Origin of the sequence: Streptococcus sanguinis, from assembly GCF_900635155.1 — a bacterium.
GTDB classification, from domain to species: domain Bacteria; phylum Bacillota; class Bacilli; order Lactobacillales; family Streptococcaceae; genus Streptococcus; species Streptococcus sanguinis_G.
On the sequence record NZ_LR134002.1, the window covers coordinates 1,887,751 to 1,904,504 of the forward strand.

The 16,754-nt window shown below is 45.5% G+C and carries 11 protein-coding genes; 2 read left to right on the forward strand and 9 right to left on the reverse strand.

Annotated elements, in window-relative coordinates:
* Positions 1-6 precede the first annotated feature (6 nt).
* The 8 genes from cbiB to ELZ47_RS09485 form a co-directional block, all read right to left on the reverse strand.
* Positions 7-957 carry an adenosylcobinamide-phosphate synthase CbiB gene (gene cbiB / locus ELZ47_RS09450; protein ID WP_126435894.1) on the reverse strand — a complete coding sequence of 317 codons (951 nt, stop codon included), beginning with the start codon at positions 955-957 and terminating at the stop codon, positions 7-9.
* A gap of 1 nt (position 958) precedes the next feature.
* Positions 959-2,317, reverse strand: a complete 1,359-nt coding sequence (locus ELZ47_RS09455) for a cobyrinate a,c-diamide synthase (protein WP_126435895.1) — start codon at positions 2,315-2,317, stop codon at positions 959-961.
* Between the two features lie 296 nt (positions 2,318-2,613).
* Positions 2,614-4,371, reverse strand: coding sequence for an ABC transporter ATP-binding protein (locus ELZ47_RS09460; protein WP_126435896.1), 1,758 nt, complete (start codon positions 4,369-4,371; stop codon positions 2,614-2,616).
* On the reverse strand, positions 4,361-6,127 hold the full coding sequence (locus ELZ47_RS09465) for an ABC transporter ATP-binding protein (RefSeq protein ID WP_125331246.1): 1,767 nt from the start codon (positions 6,125-6,127) through the stop codon (positions 4,361-4,363). Before ELZ47_RS09465 ends, ELZ47_RS09460 begins: the two co-directional genes overlap by 11 nt.
* On the reverse strand, positions 6,120-6,578 hold the full coding sequence (locus ELZ47_RS09470) for a MarR family winged helix-turn-helix transcriptional regulator (protein WP_125331247.1): 459 nt from the start codon (positions 6,576-6,578) through the stop codon (positions 6,120-6,122). Before ELZ47_RS09470 ends, ELZ47_RS09465 begins: the two co-directional genes overlap by 8 nt.
* Positions 6,579-6,731: 153 nt before the next feature.
* The gene (locus tag ELZ47_RS09475; RefSeq protein WP_125331248.1) at positions 6,732-7,142 is read right to left on the reverse strand and encodes a peptide deformylase; all 411 of its coding nucleotides are present in this window, start codon (positions 7,140-7,142) and stop codon (positions 6,732-6,734) included.
* A gap of 46 nt (positions 7,143-7,188) precedes the next feature.
* Complete coding sequence (gene scrK, locus ELZ47_RS09480; protein ID WP_125331249.1) at positions 7,189-8,088, reverse strand: fructokinase ScrK; 900 nt, start codon at positions 8,086-8,088, stop codon at positions 7,189-7,191.
* A 159-nt stretch (positions 8,089-8,247) separates the two neighbouring features.
* Positions 8,248-10,260, reverse strand: coding sequence for a sucrose-specific PTS transporter subunit IIBC (locus tag ELZ47_RS09485; protein WP_125331250.1), 2,013 nt, complete (start codon positions 10,258-10,260; stop codon positions 8,248-8,250).
* Positions 10,261-10,455: 195 nt separating this feature from the next.
* Here ELZ47_RS09485 and ELZ47_RS09495 point away from each other — a divergent pair, with 195 nt between their 5' ends.
* Together ELZ47_RS09495 and ELZ47_RS09500 are read left to right on the forward strand one after the other, a co-directional pair.
* Positions 10,456-11,910: a sucrose-6-phosphate hydrolase gene (locus ELZ47_RS09495; RefSeq protein ID WP_125331251.1), complete on the forward strand. Its 1,455-nt coding sequence runs from the start codon at positions 10,456-10,458 to the stop codon at positions 11,908-11,910.
* Positions 11,891-12,856: a LacI family DNA-binding transcriptional regulator gene (locus ELZ47_RS09500; protein ID WP_125331252.1), complete on the forward strand. Its 966-nt coding sequence runs from the start codon at positions 11,891-11,893 to the stop codon at positions 12,854-12,856. The genes ELZ47_RS09495 and ELZ47_RS09500 overlap by 20 nt, the downstream gene beginning before the upstream one ends.
* Before the next feature lie 96 nt (positions 12,857-12,952).
* Here the strand turns inward: ELZ47_RS09500 and ELZ47_RS09505 are convergent, their stop codons facing one another.
* A complete protein-coding gene (locus ELZ47_RS09505) occupies positions 12,953-16,669 on the reverse strand; it encodes a pullulanase (RefSeq protein ID WP_125331253.1) in 3,717 nt (1,238 codons plus the stop codon).
* Between the last annotated feature and the right edge of the window lie 85 nt (positions 16,670-16,754).

The window sequence follows — 16,754 nt, forward strand, 5'->3', positions numbered from 1 at the left end:
ATACTCCTAGAAATATGCTTGCTTTACTAAATAAAAAAGAGTGAACAAGATTAAACCTGTCATGGTGCTTGTATAAAGGAGAGAGATAGCCGTCTGAATATCATCCGCCTCAACCGGCCTGGAAGCCTCTCCAATGGTCGGCTTCTCGATTAGCTCTCCGTGATAGACGTGCGGTCCGCCCAGCTGAATGCCCAGAGCACCAGCTACAACTGCCTCCGAAAAAGCACTGTTGGGACTAGCATGCTGGTAGCGATCCCGCCAGCCAATCCGCAGAGCTCCCTTGAAATCCAGCAGTAAAATCTGACTGCTGAGAATCAAGAAAAACCAAGTCAAACGCGCAGGAATCAGATTGGCCAGATCATCCATCTTGGCAGATATCAAGCCGATTTTGCGGTATTTCTCCGTCTTATAACCTACCATAGAGTCTAAGGTGTTGATTGCCTTATAGGTCATGGCTAGGATTGGTCCGCCCAGAAAAAGGCAGAGCAGAGGGCCGATAACCCCGTCACTGGTATTTTCAGCCACCGTCTCAATCGTTGCCTTGCTAATTTCCTCTGGTGTCAGCTGGGAAGTTTCACGGCCGACAATCATGCCAACTTGCTTTCTAGCTTCTTCCAAAGTGCCAAACTTGAGCCTATGGTAAACCTTTTGGGCCTCAAAAGCTAGACTTTTAGCCGCCAGACTGGAATAGGCCAAATAGATCCAGACGATCCAGTAGAGGACAGGATGAACCAGACCAGCCAGCCAGAGCAGCCCGCAGCTGACTCCCAGCGCCAGTCCAACTGTTGTCAGCCAGAGAAAAAAGCCAAATAGATAGGGCGAAAACTGCCTTTTCTCCTGCAAGCGTATACACAGATAAATATAGGAACCCATCCACTTGACTGGATGAGGCCAGCTATAGGGGTCGCCAATCAGCCAGTCCAGTAAGACGGCTAGAAAAATTGCAATGAGTGTCATATCAATTCGCCTCTTTGATATAGTTCAGCCAGTTGGCCAGCAGCTGCTCGTCCTGATAAAAATGAACATGCAGGTAGCTGGCAAAGGTTCGGCCCTTTTGATAACCTCCTGTCCAGGCAGCTACGACCTGACCGTCTCTGACCTTCTCGAGCTTGAGGACCGTATCTTCCTCCGTTTCAAAGACTGAATGGTGAAACTCATGTCCCCTGACCGCTGTACCTTTAGGACCAAAAAGACTGTCTACCTGCGTTTCTGCTTGGCAGTAGCCAAAGCTTTTCAGGCCGGGGGTCATCAGGCTCTTGCCCTTGAAAATGCCGACCATTTCATAGGCCTGACCCTCTACTTCCAGCAGCTCTCCCAGATACATGAGTCCGCCGCATTCTGCGTAGATTGGCCGGCCCTGCTCGTGAGCTTTCTTAACCGAAGCCCGGAAATCAGCATTTGTCATCAGCTCCTGAGCATAGACTTCTGGAAAACCGCCGCCAAAATAATAAGCATCTGCAGCTGGGAGTGCCTTATCTTTCAGAGGGCTGAAAGGCACTAGCTGGACATTGAGCTCTCTTAGAAAGTCCAGGTTGTCTTCGTAGTAAAAGTGGAAAGCATCATCCAAAGCATAAGCCAAAGTCAAGGGCTGGTCATTGCGAATATGGAAAGGATTGGTCATCCGCTTATCGGGCAGTTCTGCCTTTTCTAGCAGCCTGTCTAGATTTATATGCGTGGCTGCTGCCGCTCCCAACTCCTCAAATCGACGGTCCAAATCATCCATTTCTACGTCAGGGATGAGACCCAGATGACGCGATGGCAGCTCTGCTGTTGCATTCTTAGGCAGATAACCCAGAACTTCAACATCCGTATACCGCTCTATGGCACCCTTGATGAGTTCATAGTGGTTCTGTGAAGCCACCCGATTGATAATGACCCCAGCAATATCCAAATCCGGATCAAAAGTCGCAAAGCCATGGACCATAGCTGCTGCCGAGGTGGATGTCGCCTTCCCATCGATGATGAGAACAACTGGAATACCCAACTTCTTAGCAACAGAAGCAGAGGACGCACAGTCCTTGTCCGTACCCAGACCATCAAAGAGGCCCATGACGCCTTCAACCACTGCCACATCCGCGTCTCCATGCCATTTATAGTAGGACCAAGCCAAACTCTGATCATCAGGAATCATAAAGCTGTCCACATTCCGCGACGGCCGCTTGGTAATCCGACTATGGTAAGCCGTATCAATATAATCTGGTCCAACCTTATAAGGCTGAACCTGATAGCCTCTGTCTGCCAGAGCTTTCAAAATCCCTAGGGTAACTGTTGTCTTTCCGACACCGCTGGAAACACCAGCCAGCATAAATTGCTTCATTACTTTACTCCAGATTTGCTGATAAAAAAAGTACTACAAAAAATAAAGAAGTTTTATTTTTTGTAGCACCGTTGCTCACATATATGTCGTCCAAACACGCCGTTGTGTTCGTTTTCAGTTCGTATATTAAATTTATTTTAATATAAACAAGAAAAGCTGTCAAGTTTTTCCTAGAGCACCTCTGAAAAAAGTCAAGATTCTAGAGCGTCCTTACTGAAAACTGAGCATTTTTTAAAATTCTGTTAAATTTAAAAAAACATCAGGAAAAGGAACATTCCTGATGTTTTATTTGAGCATCAACCTGCATCTTCCTCTACAAATTGACTATTATAGAGGTCCGCATAGAAGCCATTCTGATCCATGAGTTCATCGTGGTTGCCCTGCTCGATGATATTTCCATCACGCATGACCAAGATAAGATCTGCATTTCGGATAGTGGACAGGCGGTGGGCAATGACAAAGGAAGTCCGGCCTTCCATGAGTTTGTCCATCGCCTTTTGAATCAGCTCCTCCGTCCGCGTATCGACTGACGAAGTGGCCTCATCCAAGATCAAGAGCGGCGCATCTTTCAGCAGAGCACGAGCGATGGTAAGCAGCTGCTTCTGACCGACCGACAGGTTGACTGTATCATCCAGCACCGTATTGTAGGCTTGCGGCAGCGTCATGATAAAGTGATGAACACCGACCGCCTTCGCTGCAGCAACAACTGCTTCATCCGTCACATGCTCCTGATTATAAATCAAGTTCTCTCGGATAGTTCCCTCAAAGAGCCAGGTATCCTGCAAGACCATTGAAAAGGCATCGTGAACCTCGGAGCGTTTCATATCCTTAATATCTATACCATCAATGCTGATACGTCCCTTGTCAATTTCATAGAACTTCATAAGGAGATTAACGATAGTCGTCTTACCGGCACCCGTCGGACCGACAATAGCAATCTTCTGTCCGGCTTTGGCCTGGGCTGAGAAATCATGGATGATGGTCTGGTCCGGCTTGTAGCCAAAGAAGACTTCTTCAAAGGCAACATTTCCCTTGACAGCAGTAAGCTGCTGCTCTTTATGCTGGTCGTCTTCCATATCAGGCTCAGCTAGAAATTCAAAGACACGAACCAGTGCAGCACCAGCCTGCTGCAAGACGGCGATACCTTGGGCAATCTGTGACAAAGGCTGAGAGAAGGTCCGCACATAAACCATAAAGGCGACGATAATTCCGATGCTAATAGAGCCATTAATGGCCAGAGCAGCACCGACCAAAATAACCAGCACATAGGCAAAATTCCCCGTAAAGAACATGAGCGGCATCATCATGCTAGAAATAAATTGAGACTTCCAAATACTGTTATAGAGATTATGATTGAGAACTGCAAAGCGCTCCTTAGACTGATCAATGGCATTATAGCTGGTAACAACATTATGACCGGAGTACATCTCCTCCACATAACCGTTTACTGCAGCCAGATCGTTTTGCTGGGCGGTGAAATAGCCCTGAGACTTGCCCATGATGAAGCCGACAAAGACAAAGCCGACTACAGTAGCCAAGATGGTTACCAAGGCCAAGATCCAGTTCATGAAGAACATGGTCAAAACCACAGCCACCAAGAGCAGGCTGGCAGAGATAACATTCCCCAGACTCTGGTTGAGGGATTGGCCGACCGTATCTACGTCATTAGTCACGCGCGACAGAGTATCCCCCTGAGAATGACCATCGAAATAGCCCAGCGGCAGCTTGTTAATCTTCTCTGCAATGGCCTTCCGCAGCCGCTTGGAGAAATACTGGATAACCGTACTGATGATAAAGGACTGCCCGTAGTTGAGCAGAGCTCCGACTGCATAGAGCACGGTCAGCAGAAGGGCAATCTCAGACACAGCTTTTAAATCAATATTGGTAGCCAAACCTTCAGAGATGAGATTGGTAATTTCTTTTAGTTTATTTGGCCCATAGACCGTGATAATATTTGACAAGACAGCTCCCACAAATGCCAAAGCAAGAGGAAGCTGGAAGCCTTTGAGATAAGGCCGTATCTGGCTAAATAATGAAGGCTTCTTATTTTCCATTTTCTAATTCCTCCTTGGATAATTGTGAGTAGGCAATTTCTTGATAGACTTCGTTGCTGGCCAAAAGCTCTCTGTGAGTACCTTGACCAACCACCTTACCAGCATCCAAGACCAAGATTTGATCCGCATCCATGATAGTAGAAATCCGCTGCGCCACAATCAGCTTGGTCATATCCCGCGTCCGCTCAGCCAGTCCCTTGCGCAAAATGCGGTCTGTCTTATAGTCCAGCGCTGAGAAGGAGTCGTCAAAGATGAGGATTTCTGGCTTACGAGCCAAAGCTCTGGCAATGGCCAAACGCTGACGCTGGCCACCAGAGAAGTTGGTTCCGCTTTGAGCCACTTCAGCTTTCAGCCCCTTTTCCTTCTCTTGGACAAAGGGCTTAGCCTGTGCTAGGTCAAGAGCCTCCCACATTTTCTGCTCATCCAGCGGGCTTTCTTTGCTTTGACCCAAGTCCAGATTGCTCTCGATATCGCCAGAGAAAAGCACCGCCTTTTGCGGGATGTAGCCGACCTTATTATGCAGGTCTTCCAGCTGGTAATCCTGAACATTGACACCATCTACCAGAATCTCTCCTTCAGTTACATCGTAGAAACGAGGAATGAGATTGACTAGCGTGGATTTCCCTGAACCAGTTGAACCGATAAAGGCCACGGTATCACCAGCCTGCGCTGTAAAGCTGACATGCTCAATGACCGCTTCTGAATTCTTGGAATAGCGGAAGGACACGTCTCGAAAGACCACCTCTCCCTTGCTATCCGCTGCTGCCTTAGGCTGTTCCGGACTGGTGATAGAAGAATGCAGGTCCAGAACTTCATTAATCCGGCCAGCGGATACAATGGTCCGAGGCAGGACGATGAAGAGGGCACCCATGAGCAAGAATCCAATCACAATCTGCATAGCATAGGACATAAAGACGACCATATCACTGAAGAGCGGGAGACGCTCCTGCAGCCCAGCCTCCTGGATCAAATAAGCACCAATCCAGTAAATCGCCAGTGTCAAGCCGCTGGAAATCCCCATCATAACTGGATTCATCATAGCCATCAGACGACCGATGAAAAGATTGAGTCGGGTTACTTCATCATTGGCCGCCGCAAACTTCTCATCCTGATAGTCCTCAGCATTGTAAGCCCGGACCACGCGAATCCCAGTCAGACTCTCTCTAGTGACGCTGTTTAGCTTATCGACCAAGCGCTGCGCCACTGACTGCTTGGGAAAGGCCAATGTCACCAAAACTACTGTCAGCAGGATATTGACTATAACAGCAATAAGAACTGCAGTTAGCCAGTTCTCGGACTTGCCAATAATCTTGGTCATGGCCCAAATCGCCATAATCGGTCCCCTGGTCACTACCTGAAGCCCCATGGTAATTAAGGTCTGTACCTGGGTAATGTCATTCGTCGTCCGAGTCAGCAGACTAGGGATTGAAAATTTCTTAATCTCCGTCTGTGAATAGTCTAGCACACGGTTGAAAATATCGCTCCGCAAGCTTTGGGTAAAGCTGGCTGCTATACGAGCGGCAAAAAAGCCAACCACAATAGCTGACAGCAAGCTAGCAAAAGATAGGCCAATCATTTTCAAACCTGGCTCCCACAGATCCGCCAAGCCTGTCCCCGGTGTTTGCAATAGCTCTGTAATCGTCGAAATATAGGTTGGAACTTCTAATTCCAAATATACCGTTAGGAAGGTAAAGAGCACACTGAGAACAATCATGCTCACTTCCCTTGCCGTCAGCCGTTTAAATAACTTAAACATCTTTGCCTCCATTTTCTAAACTTTCGATATTCTGATAAAACTTGGCCATGACTTGAGAAAAAATCAGTAGTTCCTGCTCAGAAACACCATTCAAAATAGAACGATCCATTTCATCAAAAAAGTCACGGATTTTTTTCATTCTTTCCTGCGACTGCGGAGTGAGACGGATATATTTGGCCCGTTTGTCTGTCTTGCTGATTTCCAGCTGGATAAAGCCATTTTTCTCCATCCTTTTCATTAAGTTAGAGGCCACCGATTTGGAAATATCCAACTCCTGCTCAATATCCTTAATAAGGGTATCCTTCCCCTCTTCCGTACGACAGGCGACAATATGCAAGACCTGCCCCTGCGGCCCAGCCATGGACTCAATCCCTTGCTCCTTGGCAAGCTTTTCCACTATGAGATGAATCTTTCGTCCAAAACGCTTCATTTCTAATAAAGGCTTTTCCATCAAAACTTCCTTCCTAGATTGGTTCTCGTGAGAACCAATTAGTTTTCATGAGAACTATTTTAACACATGGAAGAAAGATGTCAAGAAAAAAGTTTCTATGAGAACCATTTTTTCGATTAAAAAATTCAGCCCTTCTCAGGCTGAATGACTTCCTTAAATCAAGATTCCTTCCAAATGGTCCAATTCGTGCTGGCAGATTTGGGCAGGTAGCCCTTTCAAGGTCATGGTCTGCTGCTGCCAATTTTTATCCAGATAATCGATTGTAATTTCCTGATAACGTTGGGTAGGACGGCTTCCAGTCAAAGACAGGCAGCCCTCTTCTGTCTGATAAGGCTCTGATTTAGAGCGCAGCACCGGATTAAACATGACTACCGGTACCATGCCATACAGAAAGATAATGACCCGCTTAGGCACCCCAATCATATTGGCTGCGAGTCCCAGACAGTTTTCTTGATTTGCCTGCAGAGTATCTTGCAAGTCTTGAGCCAGATAAAGGTCTTCTCTACTAGCCTGCTCTGATGGTTGCTGCAGGAAGAAAATATCTTTGACAATTGCTTTTTCCATTGCTTTTCCTCATAGAGAAGGGCCTGATAAATCAGACCCTATAGGCTTATTTTGCGTGGCGCTCGCTAACTTCTTTAGCCAGTACAAAGTTCCCCAGCGTTGCGGAGCCATTTCCAGCCACAGCCGGTGTCACGATATAGTCACGAACATCAGGAACCGGCAAATAGCCGTTCAGCAGAACTGTGAATTTCTCACGAACCCGATCCAGCATGTGCTGCTGAGCCATAACCCCGCCACCAAAGACGATGACATCCGGACGGAAAGTCACTGTCGCCTGAATAGCCGCCTGAGCGATATAGTAAGCTTGAATATCCCAGACGGAACTATTGAGTTTAATATTTTCCCCACGAACTCCAGTCCTTGCCTCTAAGCTTGGCCCAGCCGCCAATCCTTCCAAACAGCCATTGTGGAAAGGACAAACGCCATTGAACTCTTTTTCCACATCCATAGGGTGTTTAGCTACATAATAGTGTCCCATCTCTGGGTGACCTGTCCCCCCTACAAATTCGCCCCGCTGGATAGCACCGGCACCGATTCCTGTCCCAATCGTATAATAGACCAGATTTTCAATGCGGCCTCCAGCATTGTTGCGGGCTACTACTTCACCGTAAGCTGAGCTATTGACATCCGTCGTGAAGTAAATGGGCACATTGAGGGCCCGGCGCAGAGCTCCGACAATATCCACATTAGCCCAATGCGGCTTAGGCGTCGTCGTGATAAAGCCGTAAGTCTTTGAGTTAGGGTCAATATCAATTGGCCCAAAAGATCCAACAGCCAGACCAGCTAGATTGTCAAAATGAGAAAAAAACTCAATCGTCTTGTCTAGCGTTTCAATAGGCGTGGTCGTTGGAAACTGTGTCTTTTCAACAACTTCAAACCGTTCATCGCCTACAGCACAGACAAACTTAGTGCCACCAGCTTCCAAACTTCCATACAATTTTGTCATTATAAATCCTCTTTTAAAATTTGATTTCTACTCTATTCATTATAGCATATCTCTTGCAGACTTCTTGCCAAAAGTAGTCTTTTTAAATCTTTTTCAACAAGACTGTACTTATGACATAAAAAACGAACAAATCAACTTTTGTTCGTTTTCTAAATTCCATTAGGCTTTCACTTCGATAACTGCGTCGCCCTTAGCAAGAGCTCCTTCTGCTACTGGAGTCACAGAAGCGTAGTCAGCTGTGTTGGTAACGATGACCATAGTCGTATCATCCAGACCAGCGGCCGCAATTTTCTCAGCTTCAAATGTTCCCAGAACATCGCCTGCTTTGACCTTGTCGCCTTGAGCAACCTTTTGGTCAAAACCTTCGCCGCCCATAGATACTGTATCAATTCCGACGTGAATCAGAATTTCAGCACCATTAGCTGTCTTCAAACCATAAGCGTGACCTGTTGCAAAAGCAATCGTCACTTCAGCATCAGCCGGTGCATAAACCACACCCTCACTAGGTTTTATGGCAATTCCTCTTCCCATCGCTCCGCTAGAGAAAACAGGATCATTCACATCGCTCAAAGCCACTACCTGACCAACGATTGGAGAAATAATTGTTTCGTCTTGGAGGGCAGCTGGCACATTACCAGTTGTTTCTTCTTCGACTAGTTTTTCAGTTACAGCTTTTTCTTCAACAGTGTCTTCATCTTTATAACCGAACATATAAGTCAGTACAAAACTCAAACCAGTTGTTAAAACAACCATAAAGATATATTGCAACAATTGACCATTCAGGTAAAGGAGTGTACCTGGAATAATTGTGATACCGAAACTTGTACCTGCAAGCCCCATAATAGAAGCTAACCAACCACCAACAGCACCAGCACCCAGTCCAATTACAAACGGTTTAACAAAACGCAAGTTAACCCCGAAGATAGCTGGTTCAGTAATTCCCAATCCCGCAGATAGTGCCGCAGGAAATGCAAGAGCCTTGAGTTTTTTAGATTTTGTCTTCACAGCTACAGCCAAAGTCGCACCAGCCTGAGCTGTCATAGCAGCAGTGATAATCGCATTAAATGGATCTTTCCCGGTTTGAGATACCAACTGAGATTCTAGTAAGTTGAAGATGTGATGAACACCAGTTACGACAATCAGTTGATGAACTGCACCGATAATCAAACCAGCAAGACCAAACGGAAGGCTAAGAAGGAACTCTGTACCATTCAAAACATATGTCTCAACAATGTGGAAGACAGGACCAATAACAAAAAGTCCTAAAATAGACATTACAAGGAATGTAAGGAATGGAACAAGAAGAAGATCCAAAACGTCTGGAATTTTCTTGTGCAACCATTTTTCAAATTTAGCACCAAACAAACCTACAAAGAAGGCTGGAAGCACAGAGTTTTGGTAGCCAACTACTGGAATAAAACCAAAGAAATAAATCGGATGGACTTTTGTTGCTGTAACTTCGCTAGTGAATTTCAAACTTCCAAGAACATCCATATTAGCAATTTTGTCTAAAATATCCTTAGAAGGATCAACAGCAAATTTAGTTGCCTGACCAGCTACATCCCAAGCATTTGGAAGTGCTGAGTTAACCATCATTAGACCAAGAACCAAACCAATGATTGGGTTCCCGCCAAAGACTCTAAAAGCTGACCAGCAAATCAAAGCTGGGAAGAAAGCGAATGCTGTATCAGTTAATACTACTGTATAGGTGTAGAAATCAGTTGCTTTAAATGCATCTGCTGTGGTACCAAATAAAGATAAAACTTGATCCTGAGCAATTGCTCCACGAACTCCCATGAAAAGTCCTGTCGCAACAATAGCCGGAAGAATTGGTACAAATACGTCACCAAACGTACGGATAGCACGTTGGAACCAATTTCCTTGCTTGGCAGCTTCTGCTTTCATGTCATCTTTTGATGAAGTTGGCAATCCTAAGGCTACAACTTCGTCATAGATTTTATTAACCGTACCGGTACCAAAGATAATCTGGTACTGGCCTGAGTTAAAGAAGGCACCCTGAACTTTTTCCAGATTTTCGACAGTATTTTTGTCGATTTTACCTTCATCTTTTACCATGACGCGCAAGCGAGTCGCACAGTGAGCCACACTGTTGACATTCTCACGTCCGCCAAGGGCTTCGATGACTTTTTTTGCAATTTCAGTATTATTCATTTGCAAAAATCTCCTTATAAATATTTTTAACTTTTGAAAGCGATTTTATCACCTTTACGAATATTATTTTACCATGATTCAAAAATATGTCAAGCGTTTTGCAGAAAAAATATTTTTTTGCTTTTAAATGTTGATTTTTCGGCAGAAAACGTTTACTATAGTAATAAGAAATAATATGATTCGGAGGACAAAAGATTGGCTTGGACGACTGAAAAACGCTACAAACGCTATGAAGACTGGACTCAGGAAGAGCTACAGCAGATCAAAGAAAACATCGCTAAATCTCCTTGGCGGGCTAACTACCATGTGGAGCCTCAGACAGGTCTGCTCAATGACCCCAATGGCTTTTCTTATTTTGACGGCAAGTGGGTGGTTTTCTACCAAAACTTTCCTTTCGGAGCAGCTCACGGTCTCAAGTGCTGGATACAGTTGGAAAGCGATGACCTAGTTCACTTCACGGAAACTGGTCTTCGGGTGCTGCCAGATACTCCTCTGGACAGCCACGGCGCCTACTCGGGCTCTGCCATGCAGTTTGACGACAAGCTCTTTCTCTTCTATACTGGCAATGTACGTGATGAGAACTGGGTGCGTCACCCCTATCAAATCGGTGCCTTGTTAGATAAATCAGGTAAGCTGGAAAAAATTGACAAGGTCTTGATTGAGCAGCCTGCTGAAGCGACCGACCACTTCCGCGATCCACAAATTTTCAACTACAAAGGGCAATTCTATGCCATTGTTGGTGGGCAAAATCTAGACAAACAAGGCTATGTCAAGCTGTACAAGGCTCTTGATAATGACTATACCAACTGGGAAGCCGTCGGCGATTTAGACTTTGGAAATGACAAGACAGCCTATATGATGGAGTGCCCTAATCTAGTCTTTATCAACGACCAACCAGTCCTGCTCTATTGCCCTCAAGGTTTGTCTAAGGACCTACTGGATTATGGCAACATTTATCCAAACATGTATAAAATAGGTCAATCGTTTGACACAAGCAAAGCTGCTATGATTGATCCTAGCCCTATCCAAAATCTGGACTACGGCTTTGAGTGCTACGCGACCCAAGCCTTTAACGCACCTGACGGTCGTGCACTGACTGTCAGCTGGCTAGGCTTGCCTGATGTGGAATACCCATCTGACCGCTTCGACCATCAAGGGGCCTTCTCCCTCGTCAAGGAATTAACCCTGAAAGACGGCAAGCTCTACCAGTACCCAGTGCCTGCTATCAAGAATTTGCGAGCAGAAGAAGAGCCTTTCACCTCTAGGACAGACAGTAAGAATAGCTATGAACTAGAACTGAATCTCGCTGCGGACACTGAGCATGAAATCGTCCTCTTTGCAGACAAGGATGGCAAGGGGTTACGCATCAACTTCGACCTCAAGGTAGGTCAAGTGACCGTTGACCGCAGTCAAGCGGGTGAGCCATTTGCTCTAGACTTTGGAACCAGCCGAAGCTGCAATATTGACAAAGAAACTACAAATGCTAGTATATTTATAGATAAATCAATTTTTGAAATTTTCATCAATAAAGGAGAAAAAGTATTTTCCGGCCGTGTCTTCCCGAGAGAAGACCAGACAGGCATTGCCATTACTAAGGGCAATCCAACCGGTACTTACTATGAATTAGAATATGGTCGCAAAGCTAACTGATGTAGCAAAACTAGCAGGAGTCAGCCCCACAACTGTTTCCCGCGTCATCAACAGAAAAGGCTACTTGTCTGACAAAACGATTTCCAAGGTTGAGGCAGCCATGCGAGAATTGGCCTACAAGCCTAACAATCTGGCGCGCAGTCTCCAAGGAAAATCAGCCAAGTTAATTGGACTCATTTTCCCTAATATCAGCAATGTCTTTTATGCAGAATTGATTGACAAGCTGGAGCATGAGCTCTTTAAACAAGGCTATAAAACCATTATCTGCAATAGTGAACATGACTCTGACAAGGAGCGTGAATACCTTGAGATGCTGGAAGCCAATCAGGTGGACGGCATCATTTCTGGCAGCCACAATCTAGGCATCGAGGACTACAATCGTGTGACCGCACCAATCATTGCCTTTGACCGCAATCTTTCGCCGGATATCCCAGTTGTCTCCTCAGACAACTATGGCGGCGGAGTGCTGGCGGCTCAGACCTTGGTCAAGGCTGGAGCGCAAAACATCATCATGATTACTGGCAATGACAATTCCAACTCACCGACCGGCCTGCGCCATGCTGGATTTGCTTCCGTCCTGCCGGACGCACCGATTATCAATGTGTCCAGTGATTTTTCTCCAGTCCGAAAGGAAATGGAAATCAAGCAAATCCTGAGTCAAACTAAGCCCGATGCTATTTTTGCTTCAGATGATTTGACAGCCATCTTAATTATGAAAGTCGCTCAGGAGCTAGACATCCAGATTCCCGAAGATTTGAAAATCATCGGCTACGATGGCACTTACTTTGTGGAGAACTACTACCCACAGCTGGCAACAATCAAGCAGCCACTGAAAGATATTGCCTGCCTCTCTGTGGACCTGCTCCTCAAAAAAATAGCTGGCCAAGAAGTCCAAACGACTGGCTATTTCCTGCCAGTCAGTCTCTTACCAGGCAAGAGTGTTTAACACAGATATAAACAAGCAAAGACGACCTCCATTATTGGAAGTCGTCTTTATTTAGCCATAGTCTAAAAAATTTCTCACAGGGCATTCATCAAATGATTACTGCTTCTTTCTAAAGGTTAGTAAGCCAGCTAGGAAAGCAAGGAAGCCGCCTAAAAGTGCCAGTAGGGAAGCGCTTGTTCCCGTTTTTGGCAAAGCTTTTTCTGTTTGGCTAGTCGCTTCTTTTACTGCTGAATCCTGAAGTTTTTGCCCATCCAAGGATAAAGCCTGAGGCTGAGCACTGGATACAGAAGGGACAGATAGCTGCTCTTCTTGAGCTGTTGGATCTTGGGATTTTTCTTCCTGAGCTGGGTTCGCTTTTCGAAGTCGCAAAATAGTCGCTGTTAGCGGAGCCAGGGCTAAACCATTGCTGTTTCTGGTGACACCTGCCGGATCAGAAATGGCTGTCACTCCTGCCGTATTGCCATCTGCCACAATCTCTGCACCTGCTAGATGCTTGTAAGCTTCACCAAAGTTGAATTGTCGTTCCTTGGTGTCTGCATTGACAAAGACTGCATAAATATCGCCATTTGACGCAACCACTTGGTAGCCAAGGACCAGGTCTTCTTTCTCAACACCATCTTTGCCAGGCTGGGTGATAAGGGTTACATTTTGCTCCACTTCATCTTTGGAGCTGCGTGTAAAGGCATCCGTTGATTTCCGCAAGGCAATCAGGCCTTTCATATAGGCACGACTCTTAGCATTTTCAGGGAACTTCTCCGAATCAGTCGCTTTGGTCCAGTCAAAGTGGTTGACCGCGTCGCTCGAATCATAAGAATCATGAATGAAATAGGGATAGTCAAACGGCGTGCCGTCTTCATTGGTCAACAAATGCGCTTTATTAGGAACCTTGTCTTCGGATACCGGATATTTATAGGCAGGATCGCGGAATTGCTTGGTCCGGCCGTACTCTTGACCAGAGTGGATAAATGGTGTCCCTTGCGAAGTCAGAATCATCAGATTTCCCAGACGCAGGCGGCGATGAATCTCCTGATAATTGGCAGCTAGTGCCGGATCTTTCTTGATCGACTGGGCAATGATATCAAAGAGTGTCAGATTATCATGAGCAGCGATGTATTGGATCACGTCCCCTGGACTATCTGCCTCAAAATTGGTTGGCTGCGCCTTGATGTTTTTGAAGACATTTTCTATGTTGCGCTTGCCATTCGTGATAAAGGCTGGTGTTCCCTCATTTGGATAACCCGATTTCAAGGTATTGCGAATATCATCTGAGAAGACCGCTACCGTGTCTGTTGACTTCATCCAAGATTGGTCAGCAGGCTGGACAGCTTTATTTTCATCACCTGCATAAGTCTTCCAGCCCTCACCCAGCATAATGAGATTTGGGTTGAGCTTCTTGGCTTCTTCATAGGCTTTTTGAATGGACTCAGCATCATGATCTCCCATCATATCAAAGCGGAAACCGTCTACCTTGTACTGGTCTGTCAGGTACTTGATCGAATCCACCAAGACCCGTCTGCTCATATAGTGAGTAGTGCCCAAGCGGCCGCCACCAAAGCTTGATCTCGGTGTACCATCCGCATCCATAAAGTGGTAGTAATTGGGCTCCAAGTCTTCAAAGATAGAGGTCTTAGCCGTATGATTATAGACCACATCCAGGATAACGCCCATGCCGCGCTTATGAATTTCGTTGACAAGATTTTTGAATTCCTCAATGCGCTTGGCTGGATCTTTCGGCGCGCTGGAGTACATACCTGTCAGCGAGAAGTAGTTTTGCGGATCATAGCCCCAGTTATAGTTGCTGTTGCTGGAAGAGTACTTGTCCATGCGCTCAGCATTTTTCAGCTCATTTACAAAGTAATAACTTAGAACTGGCAAGAGCTGAACGTGGGTCACTCCCAAGTCTTTCAAATAATCTAATTTCTCAATGAAAGCTGAGAAAGTTCCAAATTGAGATTTCAAATCCTTTGAAATAGCTGGATCAGAAGTAAAATCACGAACGTGCGCCTCATAAATCAAGGCATCTTCCCGCTTCTTAAAGTTCGGAATAGTAGCATAGGTCAGGTCTTTCGGTCCATATTCACTTGGATCTACAAAGGCTGCCTTGGCAATCTTGTAGGCATCCCCCTTGTCCGCATCTTCACTGTTCCAAGCAGCTAAAGACTTGGCATAGGGATCCAGCACAAGAACCTTTTTGCCACCGCGAGTAATTTCATAATGATAGAAAAACCCTCGATAGTCTGAAATACCTAGACCGCTCTCAGGTGTCAAGCTACTGGTCCATGTGCCAGCTTCGCCTTTTTGCATAGCCAGGCGTCCAATGACCTTGTTCTGATCTTCTTTGTCATAGACTACCAAATCGACTTGGTCCGCACTTGGTGACCAGAAAGTTACATCTACTTGTTTGCCCGCTTGAGAAACACGCGCTCCCAAATCACCATCATACTTGTAAATACTATCCTTCAGTTGCCAGTTCATGCTAGTTTTGAATTGATCATTGCCATATTTGATAAGATAAGGTGACTGAGCTTGGTTAAAATCACCTATGAATTTAGCGCTTTTAGTCTTAGGATCCAGAACCACATCTTTAACAGCAACTTCATTGCCATCTTTGTCTGTAATCTTTAAGTTCTTTAAAATGTCCTCTTTTTTAGCATTTTCTAAGGTAGAAAAGCTGGCTTCAATCTCGGCCAATCCTACATGCTGGGCACCCGTCATACGAATATCATTGACAAAGTAAGGGTTGGTATAAACTGTCGGATCCGCATCACGCAAGAAAATCTGGCTGTTTTTCTCCAAATTAGCGAAATTATAATCCTGATTTTGAATCTTCACATCATCTCCTGATTTACTTTCGTCTAGAAGCAAAAAGCCAATCATCTTAGCAGCATCTTTCAAGGGAACATCTACATAGCGACCATATTTGCCAGTCTTTTCAAAATCCACTCCGTCAGGCCAATTCTTGCTTGGATTTTGGACATCTCCCCAGAGCCAGAGCGACTTCTTATCATACTGACCATCTGTACGATAGTAGTTGATCCGTACCATCCCTTTTTTCAAAGGCTCATAAGTATGAGGTTGATAATCCGTATCAAACCAAACCTCATTCATCTGAGGACTGAGTAGCTCGACTGTCTTGTCACCTGTAATATTCTGACCCGCTGTATTATTGATTAGAAGGCTGATCTTGCTTCTTTTCTCAGCCATTTTAACATCAAGATAATAACCATAGTCATCTTCTTTAGCCGTCGCAAAGCTAGTCGCTCCGGTTGGCCAACCTCCCTTTTGGCTAGAAGGCGTCTCGACATCATCCCAAGTCCACAAGCCCAAGCTGTCTAGATTTTGTGAAGGCAAGGTTTTGAAATGAAAGCGAATATTGCCTTCTGCGATAGCATCTTGCGCAGAAGTATCTGATACAACTGGTTGGTTACTTGCCTCTTGCTTCTCTTTTTCAGTGGGAGTAGCAGTTTCCTTTGCATCTTGCCCAGTTGCTTCTGAACCTGCACTAGCTGGAGCTTGATCTGCTTGCACACCAGTAGGCGCAGCCTGATCTGAAGTCCCTGCTCCTGAACTATCTGCCTCTCCAGCTTTTTCTTCATCTGCTGACTTAGGTTGGACTGCCGCATTTGCATCAGAGACTGCTTCTGTTGCTGGACTGCCCGATGTGCTCGCCTCGTCCGCTTGGACTAATTGGGCATTTCCCAGTAGGAAACCTGAGGCAATGACAACAGAGGCTACTCCTACTTTTAAGCGACGGATGCCGAAATAATGACGCTTTTCGCCCATCCGAGACTGTAGGTAATCGTTATTTTTCATAAACAGAAAACTCCTTTATTTTTTCTTATAGAGAACATCTATGCAAACGTTTTCTGTATTTATTATACAGATTCTTTTTGAACTT